The following is a 13758-nucleotide window of genomic DNA, read 5'->3' as shown; positions in this document are numbered from 1 at the left end:
GAGCGCTCGTCGTATTTGTGAATCCGGCTAAGGATCAGGTGTTCATCGAGTCAAAGAAATCGCCGTTGGTCTTCGTCTGCTTAAGCTTGTCGATCAGGAATTCGATCGCATCCGTAGTGCCCATCGGGGCGAGGATCCGGCGAAGCACGAAGATCTTCTGGAGATCCTGACGCGGCACCAGCAGGTCTTCCTTACGCGTACCGGACTTGAGGATGTCCATCGACGGGAAGATGCGCTTGTCGGCGACCTTGCGGTCCAGCACGATTTCCGAGTTGCCGGTGCCCTTGAACTCTTCGAAGATGACTTCGTCCATCCGGCTGCCGGTGTCGATCAGCGCGGTCGCAATGATCGTCAGCGAGCCGCCTTCCTCGATGTTACGGGCGGCACCGAAAAAGCGCTTCGGGCGTTGCAGGGCGTTGGCGTCCACGCCGCCCGTCAGCACCTTGCCGGAGGAGGGCACGACGGTGTTGTAGGCGCGGCCGAGGCGGGTGATGGAATCGAGCAGGATGACGACGTCACGGCCGTGTTCGACCAGGCGCTTTGCCTTCTCGATCACCATTTCGGCAACCTGTACGTGGCGCACGGCCGGTTCGTCGAAGGTCGAGGAGACAACCTCGCCCTTGACCGAACGCTGCATGTCCGTGACTTCTTCCGGCCGTTCGTCGATCAGCAGGACGATCAGATAACATTCCGGATGGTTGGCAGTGATCGAGTGAGCGATGTTCTGCAGGAGAACGGTCTTACCGGTGCGCGGCGGCGCGACGATCAGGCCGCGCTGGCCCTTGCCGAGCGGTGCCACCAGGTCGATCACGCGGGCCGAGAGATCCTTGGAGGTCGGAACTTCCAGCTCCATCTTGAACCGCTCGTTCGGGTAGAGCGGCGTCAGGTTGTCGAAGTGAACCTTGTGACGGATCTTTTCCGGATCGTCGAAATTGATCGTATTGACCTTGAGAAGGGCGAAATAGCGCTCGCCTTCCTTGGGACCGCGGATCGGACCCTCGACCGTGTCGCCAGTCTTCAGCGAGAAGCGGCGGATCTGGGAGGGAGAGATATAGATATCATCGGGGCCGGGCAGGTAGTTTGCGTTCGCGGAACGCAGGAAACCAAACCCGTCCTGCAAGACCTCGACCACGCCTTCGCCGATGATTTCGACGTCCTGGCTCGCCAGAACCTTGAGAATCGCGAACATCAGCTCCTGCTTGCGCATCGTGCTGGCGTTCTCGACCTCGAGTGATTCGGCGAAGGTCAGCAAATCGGTAGGGGATTTGCTTTTGAGTTCTTGAAGCTTCATTTCAGCCATGAAGAGGGGACCATATTGAGAATTTCGGGGGAATTAGGCGTGTCGGTGAAATTCGCTACCGCGGAAGATGATCCGGGGACGACGGGAAATTACACGCATGCCACGAGATGAGATGGCGACGAAAATAGCGATTCACGTGGAACGCCGCAAGGGGCAAGACCGAAATCTTGCCAAAGAAAGATCAAGCCGGCATCAGAACGGTTTCACGATCACCAGAATAACGATCCCGATCATCAGAACGGTCGGGAGTTCATTCATCAAGCGCCAGTAACGCGGCGTTCTTCGCGGACCATCGACCGCGAAGTTACGCACCGCGCGGCTAAACAGCACATGCACCATTGTGAGCACCACGACAAGCCCGATCTTCGCATGCAGCCATCCGCCGCGAAATTCGTAGACGTCCCAGGCGAGAAAGAGACCGAGAACCCAGGTAATCATCATCGCCGGGTTCATGATGATCTTCAGCAGCCGCTGCTCCATCATCTTGAAGGTTTCGGACTGCGCCGAACCCGGTTCCGCGTCGCTGTGATAGATGAACAGCCGCGGCATGTAGAGCAATCCGGCCATCCAGGACATCACGGCGATGACATGGAAAGCCTTGACGTAGAGAAGAAAATCACCCGGCTGAGCCAGGTAGACCGCAACCAGGATGGCGACGAAGACGGCAAGCGCGACCAGGGCCCGCAATGCCGACCGCCGGCCGGCTGTCTTGCCTGTCTGCAGCTCCTCCCCGCTCACGCCTTCGCTCCGCGCACCCGTTCGATCAGTGTCGTCACATGGTCGGGATTGGCCTCTGGCGTAATGCCATGGCCAAGGTTGAAGATCAGCGGCCCTTGCCCGAGTTTCTCGAGAATAGCGTCGATGCCGTCTTCGAGCGACTTGCCGCCGGCGACGACCCGCATCGGATCGAGATTGCCCTGGACCGGGCCATCCTTCTGCAGCTCGGCAGCAAACGAAAGCGGCACCGACCAGTCGAGGCCGATAGCATCCGCGTTGGTCTTCTGGCGATAGGATTTCAGGTTCAGACCGGCGCCCTTGGCGAATGCGATGATCTTCGCCAGCGGCCGCTGGCGGCGAACGATCTCGATCATGCGCGCGACAGGTTTCACCGCATAGGCTTCGAATTCCTTCTCGCCAAGCACGCCCGCCCAGGAATCGAAGATCTGCACGGCATCCGCCCCGGCATCGATCTGGGCGACCAGATATTCCGCGGAAATTTCCGCAAGAGCTGAGAGGAGCTTTTCGAAAGCCTCGGGATGTCGATAGGCAAACAACCGGGCAGGGGCCTGATCGGGCGTCCCATGGCCGGCGATCATATAGGTGGCAACCGTCCAGGGGGCGCCACAGAAACCAAGCAGCGCAGTTTCGTCAGGGAGTTCCCGTCTCAGGCGACGAACCGTTTCCATGACGGGAGCAAGATGGGCAAGAACGCCTTCGCCTCTCAGTGCTTGAATGCCGGCAACATCGATCGGATCCATTTGGGGACCCTCGCCCTGCACGAACCGCACGTTTCGATGAAGAGCATCCGGAATGACCAGGATATCGGAAAACAGGATCGCCGCATCGAAGCCGTAACGCCGGATCGGCTGCAAGGTGACCTCGACAGCCAGATCCGGCGTATAACAGAGATCGAGAAAGCTTCCCGCTGTCGCCCGCGTCTCCCGGTATTCGGGCAGGTAACGTCCTGCCTGTCTCATCAGCCAGACAGGCGGTGGACTGACGGTCTTGCCTTCCAGGACTTCGACGATCTTCCGGTATGCGCCGGTCAATGGGTTCTCCCTAAAAACAAAGAAATGAATCTTAAAAGGTTTTCTATTTCTTAGAGTCGGTGAGTAGCAAGGATTAAAGTCAAATCACAGCCGACGCGACGATCCGCCGCTTTGCGCCTAATCCAGGGACGAAAAATCGCTTCCCGGGCCGGTTCACTGGGACAACATGAATTTCGCCAGTCAATTCAGAGGCATGGCGCTCTGACGGATTAGGCGCTATCTGTGGATAAGCTGGGGAGGAAAAAGCGGCGCGGAAAGCTTGTCCCCGCAACACACAAGACCACCTGATCCGCCTCCGCAAGATCTGCGAATGTGGAAAACTAGGCGGTTTTCCCAAGGCCGGGTCCGAGTCCGGGAGAACCTGATGGTCTCTCCCGAGTTATCAACAAAGGGTTAAGTTTAGCGTGGAGAACAGAAAAAACTTCTTCCATCTGCACCTCATATCTGACTCCACGGGCGAAACCCTCATTTCCGCAGGCCGCGCCGCCTCGGCTCAGTTCCAGTCGTCGCTGGCGGTGGAACATGTCTATCCGCTGATCCGCAACCGCAAACAGCTGCTGGCAGTCCTCGAGGCGCTCGACCGTGAACCGGGCATCGTTCTTTATACGATTGTCGATCAGGAACTGGCCGAGCTCATCGATCAGCGATGCCGGGAAATGGGCCTGCCCTGTGTCAACGTCCTTGAACCGGTCATGGCGACCTTCCAGGCCTATCTCGGGGCGCCGTCCCGTCGACGTGTCGGCGCCCAGCACGCGCTCAACGCAGATTATTTCAAGCGTATCGAGGCGCTCAATTTCACCATGGATCACGACGACGGCCAGATGCCGGAGGACTACGACGAGGCGGATGTCGTGCTGATCGGCATCAGCCGCACCTCGAAAACCCCGACCAGCATCTATCTCGCCAACCGCGGCATCAAAACCGCCAACATCCCGATCGTGCCGGGCGTCGATCTGCCCGACAGCCTCTATCGCGCAACCCACCCGCTGATCGTCGGCCTCGTCGCCACGACCGACCGGATCAGCCAGGTGCGTGAACACCGCGAGCTTGGCGTCACTCAAGGGTTCGACCGGCGCGATTATACGGACCGCGCGACGATCAACGAGGAGCTGAAATACGCCCGCGCGCTCTGCGCCCGCCAGAACTGGCCTGTCATCGACGTAACCCGCCGGTCGATAGAGGAGACGGCAGCCGCAATCGTTGCGCTACGCCCGAAGCTGCGTTAAGCGAATCCGCTCGCAGCCTTTGGGAGATTTCCGTGACAGTGCCGCTCGTACTTGCCTCCTCCAGCCCCTTCCGCAGGATGCTGCTGGAAAACGCAGGCCTCGCTTTTGAAAGTAGGGCGGCGGATATCGACGAGCGGAAAATCGAAGCAGGGCTGGAGGGCGCAAGCCCTGATCAGGTGGCGGTGACGCTTGCCAAGGCAAAGGCGCTGGATGTGAGCCGCCATTTCCCTGGCGCGCTGGTGATCGGCTCGGACCAGACCATGTCGCTCGGAAGCCGCGTTTATCACAAGCCGAAGACTCTTGCCGAAGCGAAAGAGAATCTGCTTTCCCTGTCGGACAGAACCCATCGTCTCAACAGCGCGATCGCTTTTGCGCGTGACAACGAGATCGTCTGGGAACATGTCGCCCATGCGGACCTGACCGTCCGGAAGCTGAATGAAACCTTCGTTGACAGCTACCTGTCGCGGGTCAGGGAAAAGGTCTACGGCAGTGTCGGGGCCTATCAGTTGGAAGGGGAGGGTATCCAGTTGTTTTCAAGGATCGAAGGCGACTATTTCACCATTCTCGGCTTGCCCATGCTGCCGCTTCTCGAAAAGCTCCGCGAACTGGGAGCGATCGATGGCTGATTCACGTGAAACATTTTTGGTTAATGCTTTCGTAACCGGCTGGCCGGTGAAGCATTCCCGTTCCCCGTTGATCCACGGGTATTGGCTGAAGAAGTTCGAAATTGCCGGGACCTACAGGCCCGAGGCCGTGACCGAAGCGGACTTCCCCGCCTTCATCCAGTCGTTGAAAGACGGAAGCTCCGGTTTTCGCGGCGGCAATGTCACCATTCCCCACAAGGAGCTTGCCTTCAAGCTGGCCGACCGACCGGATGATCTGGCGGAAGAACTCGGCGCGTCCAATACGCTCTGGATGGAAGACGGCCTGTTGCACGCCACCAATACCGACGGCCACGGGTTCACTGCCAATCTCGACGACCGCCATTCGGGCTGGGACAAGATCGGCCGCGCCGTCATTTTGGGCGCCGGCGGCGCAAGCCGCGCTGTCATCCAGGCGATACGGGATCGCGGCATCAGTGAGATCCATGTGGTCAATCGGACGGTTTCACGCGCCGAGGAACTCGCCGATCGGTTCGGTCCGAAAGTTCATGCCCATCCTGTCGAAGCGCTTGACGAGGTCATGTCCGGCGCAGGCCTTTTTGTGAACACGACATCGCTCGGCATGGACGGCAGCGAAGCGCTGAAGATTGACTTCTCGCCGTTGGCGTCCGGCGCGGTCGTCACCGATATCGTCTACGTCCCGTTGAAAACGCCGCTGCTCGTCCAGGCCGAGGAACAAGGTTTCGCGACCGTCGATGGGCTCGGCATGCTGTTGCACCAGGCTGTGCCCGGCTTCGAAAAATGGTTCGGCCGCCGCCCGGTTGTCGATAAAACTCTTCGGGACCTCGTCATCGCCGATATGGAAAGCCACGGATGATCGTCATCGGCCTCACCGGTTCCATCGGAATGGGAAAATCGACGACCGCGAAAATGTTCGCGGAAGAGGGCGTCGCGGTGAATGACGCCGATGCCGTCGTCCATGATCTCTACCGCACCGATGCGGTGGCACCCGTCGGTGAGGCATTTCCCGGCACGGTCAAGGGTGGCGTCATCGACCGTCAGGAACTGTCCCACCAGCTTTCGGCGTCGCCTGAAAAATTCCCGGTCCTCGAAGCGATCGTCCACCCCCTGGTCCGCAAGCGTGAAGTCGATTTCCTGTCGCGCCACAGAGAGGCCGGCACGGACCTCGTGCTCCTCGATATCCCGCTTCTCTTCGAAGTGAAGGGCGAGGATCGCGTCGATGTTATTGTGGTTGTCACCTGCGATCCACAGATACAGCGCTACAGGGTGCTTGCGCGTCCCGGCATGACGGAGGAAAAATTGGCGATGATTCTCTCGCGCCAACTGCCCGACGCGGAAAAACGCAAGAGAGCCGATTTCCTTGTCGATACGGGCCTTGGACTGGATGTGGCGAGAGAACGGGTTCGCGAGATCATCGCATCTCTGAAGGCCGGTAAGACGAGCGAGAAAAAGCCACATGCGTGAGATCATCTTCGATACGGAAACCACGGGCCTCGAATCGAAGGTCGATCGGGTGATCGAAATCGGCGGCATTGAACTGATCAACAATTTCCCGACCGGCAGGACGCTTCATCTTTACATCAATCCGGGCGACCGCAAGGTACATCCGGACGCGCTGGCGGTTCACGGCATTACCGACGAGTTCCTGAAGGACAAGCCGAGCTTCGGCGATGTCGTCCAGCAGATCATCGAATTTTTCGACGGTGCCAAGTGGATCGCCCACAACGCCACCTTCGACATGGGCTTCATGAATGCGGAATTCGGTCGTCTCGGCCTGCCGCCGGTGATGTCCGACCAGGTCATCGACACCCTGGCCATGGCCCGCCGCAAACATCCGATGGGTCCGAATTCGCTCGATGCGCTCTGCCGTCGTTACGGCATCGACAATGCCCACCGGACCAAGCACGGCGCGCTGCTCGACTCCGAACTGCTCGCCGAGGTCTATATCGAGATGACCGGCGGCCGCCAGACCGCGCTCGGCCTGATGGGCAACGAACGGTCTGCGACGGTGATCGAGGTCGATGAAGTCGTGGCGGCGGTGGCTGGCCGTCCGCGGCCCCTTGACCGTCGGCTGACGGGAGCCGAGATCGAAGCGCATGCGGCCATGGTCGCGTCCCTGAAGGACAAGGCGGTCTGGCTGAAGTACAAGCCGGCCGAATAAAAAAGCCCGGGTCGAAGCCCGGGCTCTTATCATCGAATCGAAAACTGGATCTCAGCTGTCGAGTGCCTGGACCTTGGAACGAGCCTGTTCCTCGGCCATGCGCTGCGTAAACATCTGCGCGAAATCGATCGGGTCGATCATCAGCGGCGGGAAGCCGCCATTGCGCGTCACGTCCGCAATGATCTGGCGGGCGAAGGGGAACAGGAGACGCGGGCACTCGATGAAGAGCAGCGGCAGCATGTGTTCCTGCGGGAAACCGGTGATGCGGAAGACGCCGCCATACACCAGTTCGGCCGCGAAGACGATCTTGTCGCCTTCCTTGGCTTCGGCGTTCAGCGTCAGGATAACGTCGAAATCGGCGTCCGAAAGCGGATTGGCGTTGACGTTGACATTGATGTTGATCGCCGGCGCCTTGTCGCGCGCCTGCAGCGAACGCGGAGCGCCCGGGTTCTCGAAGGAGAGATCCTTGGTGTACTGCGCCAGGATGTTGAGGGACGGCGTTGCGGCCTGGTTGTTATCGTCTGCCATTGGGATTTCCTCGAGGCTTTGGAGCGTTGAGGCCCTCTAACATTTCGTCTGGGGGCTTACAACCCTGGCCAACCCGCAGGACCTCTCAAGGTTCCTTGCTTTTGGGCCCGGCCCAGGGCGAAGAGGGGTCGGGATCGCGATGGTAATCCTGTTCGTCGAGATCGACCACCGGCCCGGTTTTCTTGGCCTCCGGCGAAGGCTTTGGGCTTTCGTAGCGATAGCTTTCGCTGCGCGGCGAACGGACGACGACGATGCGGCGGCCGACCACAGACCAGATCAGGCTGCGCACGAAGGGAATGAACAGCGCCAGCCCGATGATGTCGGTGAGGAAGCCAGGCAGCAGCAGGAGGATTCCGGCGACCACGATCATCGCGCCGTCGATCAGGGCGCGGCCGGGCGCGCGGCCGTCGCGGCTCTCGGTCGAAATCTTCCTCAGGATTTGGGTGCCCTGGCTGCGCAGCAGAATGGCTCCGAGCACTGCGGTACCGATGACCAAACCGAGTGTCGCCCAGAGGCCGAGTGCTTTGCCGACCAGCACGAAGCCGGCGATTTCGGCGAGCGGCCAGCCGATCAGAAGAAGCGGCACGAGAAAGAAGCGCATGATATTCCCTGTGTCGTGATATCCGGTTGCGCGCAAAGCGCTAACGTCTTCATCATTTGAATGATAGGCGTATGCAGACTATATGAGAGACTGCACCGAATATTTAAACGCCAAATGCGGGTTAAGATGGGCTCCAACGACTTTATAACACTCTTTTTCCTTGTCGCAGCGGTTCTGATCTTCCTGCAACTGCGCAGTGTGCTCGGACGCCGGACGGGAAGCGAGAAGCCGCCGTTCGATCCTTACAGCCCCCGCGACGTCGCGAAAAACCCGGGTGGCGATGACAGCAAGGTCGTGACCCTGCCGCGTCGCGACGCCACGGATGACGAGCAGCGTTATGCGGATGTCGACGCTGTCGCCAAGCCCGATACGCCGCTCAACACCGCGCTGCGCGAACTGGTGAAGTCAGATCCTTCCTTCCGCCCCCGCGAGTTCCTGAACGGTGCCCGCATGGCTTACGAGATGATCGTCATGGCTTTTGCCGACGGCGACCGGAAGACGCTGAAGGGCCTCCTCTCGAAAGAGGTTTTTGACGGTTTCGACACGGCGATCACCGACCGGGAATCCCGCGGCGAGGTGGTGAAGTCCACATTCGTCGGTATCGACAAGGCGGATATCACCCATGCAGCCGTCAAGGATGCCGAAGAGCAGATCACCGTCCGCATCGTCAGCCAGCTGATTTCCGCCACCTACGACAAGGCCGGCGCGCTGATCGACGGCGATCAGGAGACCGTGGCCGAAGTCACCGACATCTGGACCTTTGCCCGTGACATCCACTCCCGCGATCCGAACTGGAGATTGGTCGCCACCGAATCCGAACAATGACCTTGAGCTCTGCGGATTATACCCTTCGGCCGATATCCTTCCCCGATCTTGCGGGGTGGGGCGATGACGATCCGACCGCGCTTTTTGCCGGCATGCGCGCGTCGCTGGAGCATATCCGCAAGGTCAAGCCGTACCGCACCGGTATCCTTGGCCTGACGGCCGAGGAACTCGCCACCTTCATCGAAGCCGCCCGGGATATCCCGGGCGATCCCGTTTCTGCCCGGGCCTTCTTCGAGACCCATTGCACGCCCTTCCTGATCTCCCTCAAAGACGGCCGGCGCGGTTTCGTCACCGCTTTTTACGAGCCTGAGATCGAGGTCTCGGAAACGCGGGACGACGTCTGGATCCACCCCTTCTATTATCGCCCCGACGACCTCATCGACCTCGACGACGGTAATCGTCCCGCGGGATTGGACTCCGGCTACATGTTCGGTCGGCAGACGCCTGATGGTATAGGGCCCTATCCGGACCGTGGCGAGATCGACCGAGGTTTTCTTGAAGGCCGCGGCCTGGAAATTGCCTATGCGAAGTCCAAGGTCGATGTCTTCTTCATCCACGTTCAGGGCGCCGCAAGGCTGAGGTATCCGGACGGCAACATCCGGCGGATCACCTATGCCGCCAAAGCGGGTCATCCGTTCTCGCCGATCGGCAAGCTGCTGATCGACCGCGGCGAGATCGACCCGGCGAAGATTTCCATGCAGAGCATCCGAACCTGGCTGGCTGAGAATCCGGCTAAGGTTGACGAGGTGCTTTGGCACAATCGTTCCTACATCTTCTTCCGGGAAGCGGATGTCTCCGATCCGTCGCTCGGGCCGGTGGCGGCTGCCAAGGTGCCTCTGATCCCGGGACGCTCGCTGGCGGTCGATCGCCAGATTCACACATTCGGTTTCCCCTTTTTCATCCGGTCCGAGACGCTGACCCATATGGATGGTGGCAAACCCTTCGCGCGGCTGATGCTGGCGCTCGACACCGGATCTGCGATCGTCGGCCCCGCGCGGGGCGACATTTTTACCGGCTCCGGCTTAGAGGCAGGCGAACTCGCTGGAACCGTGCGCAACGATGCGGACTTCTACATCCTCATCCCCAAGGCAGCGTCCGTCAGGTACGGCGGATGAAGGGCGGTCGCAAACTCGATCCGGAAGAGCGGATATTGTGGGGAAGGGTCGCGAAGTCGGCTCGCGCTTTGCCCGGCCGCATGAAGGAGATCTTGCAGTTCGAGGAAGCGGAGGCCGCAAAGATCGCCGCGGAGGAAGCGGCCGTCGAAGCGAAAAAGCCGAAACCCGCGCCGCGGCAGCAGAGTTATGCGGTCGAGCTTCCGGCGCCCGTCCCGGCCAGGCGTCCCGTAGGTTCTCATCAGCCGCTTGAAAAGCCCGTCAAGAAAAAGCTCGCCAAGGGTCGGCTGCCAATCGATGCCCGTCTGGATCTGCACGGACTATTTCAGGGCGAGGCCCACGACCTGCTTCTCGACTTTCTGCTACGAGCCCATGAACGCGGTCTTCGCCATGTGCTGGTGATCACCGGCAAAGGCAGCTCGATGGGCAGCGAAGGCGCATTGCGCCGCGCCGTGCCTCTGTGGTTTTCGAAAGCGGAGTTCCGGTTCCTGATCTCGTCTTACGAATGGGCGGCGCGTCATCATGGCGGGGAGGGCGCCATGTATGTGCGACTTTCCCGCGGCAGAGGGGACAATCGCGGAGATCGGGAATGACCCCATTCGGCCATGCACTGAGAGAGCTGCGCCGCCGCAAGGGCATCACCCAGCGCGAGCTTGCCGAGGCGATCGGCGTCACGCCTGCCTATCTTTCCGCCCTGGAGCATGGAAAGCGCGGCCGCCCGACCTTCGAACTGCTGCAGCGGATCGCCGGTTATTTCAACGTCATCTGGGACGAGGCGGAAGAACTTTTCCGCCTTGCCGAAGCGTCGCATCCGAAAGTCGTGCTTGATACCGCGGGTCTGCCCCCATCATACACCGGCTTTGCCAACCGACTGGCGCAGCGGATTCGCTCTTTGCCACCCGACGTGATAGAGGAAATGGACACGCTCCTCAAAAAAGCCGAGATGCGAGGCTGAATTCGCCACGCATCCACGGCTTTCATGCCGTATTGGCGAGGCTCAACCTTTAGAAACCGCCCCGATTTCCCTATATTCTGAGGGTGGAATGGCCGGTGATTCGCTTAACCGGCATCTCAAACGAATTGGAAGATACTTGATGACCGATACACCCGTCAGCGATAATGGCGCGAGTGCCGAATATGGTGCCGACTCGATCAAGGTTCTGAAGGGCCTCGATGCAGTGCGTAAGCGGCCCGGCATGTATATCGGCGATACGGACGACGGCTCCGGCCTGCATCACATGGTCTACGAAGTCGTGGACAACGCGATCGACGAGGCGCTGGCCGGCCATGCCGACCTGGTGACCGTCACGCTCAACGCGGACGGCTCCGTCACCGTGACGGATAACGGCCGCGGTATCCCGACCGATATTCACACCGGCGAGGGCGTATCGGCTGCCGAAGTGATCATGACCCAGCTCCATGCTGGCGGCAAGTTCGACCAGAATTCCTACAAGGTCTCGGGCGGTCTGCACGGCGTCGGCGTCTCGGTCGTCAACGCGCTGTCCGTCTGGTTGAAGCTGCGCATCCGCCGCAACGGCAAGCTCCACGAAATCTCCTTCACCCACGGCGTTGCCGACGGCCCGCTCAAGGTCATCGGCGAATACGAAGGTCGCTCCGGAACCGAGGTTACCTTCCTCGTAAGCTCCGAAACCTTCACGATGACCGAATACGACTACGGCACGCTCGAGCATCGTCTGCGCGAACTGGCGTTCCTGAATTCCGGCGTCAGAATCCGGCTAACGGACAAGCGCAAGCCGGACGTCAAGGAAGAGGAGATGCTGTATGACGGCGGTCTCGAAGCCTTCGTCCGTTATCTCGATCGCTCCAAGAAGCCGCTGGTCGAAAAGCCGGTCAGCATCAAGGGCGAGAAGGACGGCATGACGGTCGAAGTAGCCATGTGGTGGAACGACAGCTACCACGAAAACATGCTCTGCTTTACCAACAACATTCCCCAGCGCGATGGCGGCACCCATATGGCCGGCTTCCGCGGCGCCCTGACGCGTCAGGTGACGTCCTATGCGGATAGTTCCGGCATCACCAAGAAGGAAAAGGTCACGCTGCAGGGAGAAGACTGCCGCGAAGGCCTCACCGCGGTGCTTTCCGTCAAGGTGCCCGACCCCAAGTTTTCATCGCAGACCAAGGACAAGCTCGTTTCCTCGGAAGTTCGGCCGGTGGTCGAAAGCCTGATGAACGAAGCCCTGAGCACCTGGTTCGAGGAACATCCGACCGAAGCGAAGATTCTCGTCGGCAAGGTGGTGGAGGCGGCCGTCGCCCGCGAAGCCGCCCGCAAGGCCCGCGAACTGACCCGCCGCAAGGGTGTACTCGATATCGCATCGCTGCCCGGCAAGCTTGCCGATTGCTCCGAGCGCGACCCGGCCAAGTCCGAACTGTTCCTCGTCGAGGGCGATTCCGCCGGCGGTTCCGCCAAGCAGGGCCGTTCGCGTGAGAACCAGGCGATTCTCCCGCTCCGCGGCAAGATTCTCAACGTCGAACGTGCCCGTTTCGACAAGATGCTCGGAAGCCAGGAAATCGGCACGCTGATCACCGCGCTCGGCACATCGATCGGCAAGGACGAGTTCAACGCCGACAAGCTGCGTTACCACAAGATCATCATCATGACGGACGCCGACGTCGACGGCGCCCATATCCGCACCCTGCTTCTGACCTTCTTCTTCCGCCAGATGCCGGAATTGATCGAGCGCGGCCATATCTACATCGCCCAGCCGCCGCTCTATAAGGTCAGCCGCGGCAAGTCGATCCAGTACCTGAAGAACGAAGTCGCCCTGGAAGAGTACCTGATCACCATGGGCCTCGAAGAGGCGACGCTGACGCTCGGTTCCGGCGAAGTGCGTGCCGGACAGGATATGCGCGAAGTCATCCAGGATGCGCTGCGCCTGCGCAGCCTGGTCGAAGGCCTGCATTCCCGCTACAGCCGCTCGATCATCGAACAGGCCGCGATCGCGGGTGCCCTCAATCCGGAACTGACTGATAACCGCGAACGGGCCCAGCAGACTGCCGACGAAGTGGCTCGCCGCCTGGACATGATCGCCGAAGAGACTGAACGCGGCTGGACCGGCCATGTGACGGACGAAGGCGGCCTGCGTTTCGAGCGCATGGTGCGCGGCGTCAAGGAAGTCGCCTCCGTAGACGTGGCGCTGATCGGCTCGGCCGATGCCCGCCATATCGACCAGATGACGGCGCGCCTGCAGGAAATCTATCGCACCCCGCCGGTCCTCACCCGCAAGGATGGTCAGCAGGAAATGTCCGGCCCCCGCGCGCTGCTGGAATCGATTTTCGCGACGGGCCGCAAGGGTCTCTCCATGCAGCGTTACAAGGGCCTCGGCGAGATGAATGCCGAGCAGCTCTGGGAAACGACGCTCGATCCGAACGTCCGCTCGCTGCTGCAGGTCAGGGTCAACGATGCGACCGATGCCGACGGCCTCTTCTCGCGCCTGATGGGCGACGAAGTCGAACCGCGCCGCGAGTTCATTCAGGAAAACGCGCTGAGCGTTGCCAACCTCGACATCTGACGTTGAAGCTTTACAAAAAAGCGGCGATCCTCGGGCCGCCGTTTTTTGTTTGTCCAGTTCGAAAGTGTTTCACGTGAATCTTT

15 protein-coding genes are annotated in these 13758 nt (G+C 60.4%); 10 read left to right on the top strand and 5 right to left on the bottom strand.

The genetic code is table 11. The features are described from left to right. Positions 1 to 34 precede the first annotated feature (34 nt). From rho to hemE, 3 genes are all read right to left on the bottom strand, one after another. A complete protein-coding gene (gene rho / locus C5J26_RS28470) occupies positions 35 to 1300 on the bottom strand; it encodes a transcription termination factor Rho (RefSeq protein WP_105404823.1) in 1266 nt (421 codons plus the stop codon). Positions 1301 to 1492: 192 nt separating this feature from the next. Next, positions 1493 to 2038: a protoporphyrinogen oxidase HemJ gene (gene hemJ, locus C5J26_RS28465; protein WP_105404822.1), complete on the bottom strand. Its 546-nt coding sequence runs from the start codon at positions 2036 to 2038 to the stop codon at positions 1493 to 1495. Next, positions 2035 to 3069: a uroporphyrinogen decarboxylase gene (hemE, locus tag C5J26_RS28460; RefSeq protein WP_105404821.1), complete on the bottom strand. Its 1035-nt coding sequence runs from the start codon at positions 3067 to 3069 to the stop codon at positions 2035 to 2037. The genes hemJ and hemE overlap by 4 nt, the downstream gene beginning before the upstream one ends. A gap of 404 nt (positions 3070 to 3473) precedes the next feature. Between hemE and C5J26_RS28455 the strand changes: the two genes are divergently transcribed. Genes C5J26_RS28455 through dnaQ form a run of 5 tightly spaced genes read left to right on the top strand, consistent with a single transcriptional unit; the run spans position 3474 to position 7079 of the window. After that, entirely contained in the window at positions 3474 to 4295 is an 822-nt protein-coding gene (locus C5J26_RS28455; protein WP_046636701.1) for a pyruvate, water dikinase regulatory protein, read from the top strand. 32 nt (positions 4296 to 4327) lie between these two features. After that, positions 4328 to 4921, top strand: coding sequence for a Maf-like protein (locus C5J26_RS28450; protein WP_105404820.1), 594 nt, complete (start codon positions 4328 to 4330; stop codon positions 4919 to 4921). Beyond that, complete coding sequence (locus C5J26_RS28445; RefSeq protein ID WP_105404819.1) at positions 4914 to 5774, top strand: shikimate dehydrogenase; 861 nt, start codon at positions 4914 to 4916, stop codon at positions 5772 to 5774. Before C5J26_RS28450 ends, C5J26_RS28445 begins: the two co-directional genes overlap by 8 nt. Further along, complete coding sequence (gene coaE / locus C5J26_RS28440) at positions 5771 to 6382, top strand: dephospho-CoA kinase (RefSeq protein WP_105404818.1); 612 nt, start codon at positions 5771 to 5773, stop codon at positions 6380 to 6382. The genes C5J26_RS28445 and coaE overlap by 4 nt, the downstream gene beginning before the upstream one ends. Then, positions 6375 to 7079: a DNA polymerase III subunit epsilon gene (dnaQ, locus tag C5J26_RS28435; RefSeq protein ID WP_105404817.1), complete on the top strand. Its 705-nt coding sequence runs from the start codon at positions 6375 to 6377 to the stop codon at positions 7077 to 7079. The genes coaE and dnaQ overlap by 8 nt, the downstream gene beginning before the upstream one ends. A 51-nt stretch (positions 7080 to 7130) precedes the next feature. On the opposite strand, the gene secB is transcribed toward dnaQ, so the two are convergent. Together secB and C5J26_RS28425 are read right to left on the bottom strand one after the other, a co-directional pair. After that, positions 7131 to 7607, bottom strand: a complete 477-nt coding sequence (gene secB / locus C5J26_RS28430) for a protein-export chaperone SecB (protein ID WP_046611880.1) — start codon at positions 7605 to 7607, stop codon at positions 7131 to 7133. Positions 7608 to 7692: 85 nt separating this feature from the next. Beyond that, on the bottom strand, positions 7693 to 8208 hold the full coding sequence (locus C5J26_RS28425) for an FxsA family protein (RefSeq protein WP_105404840.1): 516 nt from the start codon (positions 8206 to 8208) through the stop codon (positions 7693 to 7695). 126 nt (positions 8209 to 8334) lie between these two features. On the opposite strand from C5J26_RS28425, the gene C5J26_RS28420 reads away from it, so the two are divergent. The 5 genes from C5J26_RS28420 (at position 8335) to gyrB (ending at position 13675) form a co-directional block, all read left to right on the top strand. Then, a complete protein-coding gene (locus C5J26_RS28420) occupies positions 8335 to 9033 on the top strand; it encodes a Tim44/TimA family putative adaptor protein (protein ID WP_105404816.1) in 699 nt (232 codons plus the stop codon). Further along, the gene (locus tag C5J26_RS28415) at positions 9030 to 10148 is read left to right on the top strand and encodes a murein transglycosylase A (protein ID WP_105404815.1); all 1119 of its coding nucleotides are present in this window, start codon (positions 9030 to 9032) and stop codon (positions 10146 to 10148) included. Before C5J26_RS28420 ends, C5J26_RS28415 begins: the two co-directional genes overlap by 4 nt. Continuing rightward, complete coding sequence (locus C5J26_RS28410; RefSeq protein WP_105404814.1) at positions 10145 to 10738, top strand: Smr/MutS family protein; 594 nt, start codon at positions 10145 to 10147, stop codon at positions 10736 to 10738. The genes C5J26_RS28415 and C5J26_RS28410 overlap by 4 nt, the downstream gene beginning before the upstream one ends. Then, positions 10735 to 11100, top strand: coding sequence for a helix-turn-helix domain-containing protein (locus C5J26_RS28405; protein WP_038547381.1), 366 nt, complete (start codon positions 10735 to 10737; stop codon positions 11098 to 11100). The genes C5J26_RS28410 and C5J26_RS28405 overlap by 4 nt, the downstream gene beginning before the upstream one ends. 139 nt (positions 11101 to 11239) lie before the next feature. Continuing rightward, positions 11240 to 13675: a DNA topoisomerase (ATP-hydrolyzing) subunit B gene (gene gyrB / locus C5J26_RS28400; RefSeq protein ID WP_105404813.1), complete on the top strand. Its 2436-nt coding sequence runs from the start codon at positions 11240 to 11242 to the stop codon at positions 13673 to 13675. The last annotated feature ends 83 nt before the right edge of the window (positions 13676 to 13758 follow it).

This window comes from Neorhizobium sp. T7_12 (assembly GCF_002968535.1).
Classification (GTDB): Bacteria; Pseudomonadota; Alphaproteobacteria; order Rhizobiales; family Rhizobiaceae; genus Neorhizobium; species Neorhizobium tomejilense.
This window is presented reverse-complemented; position numbering and strand designations above follow the sequence as displayed.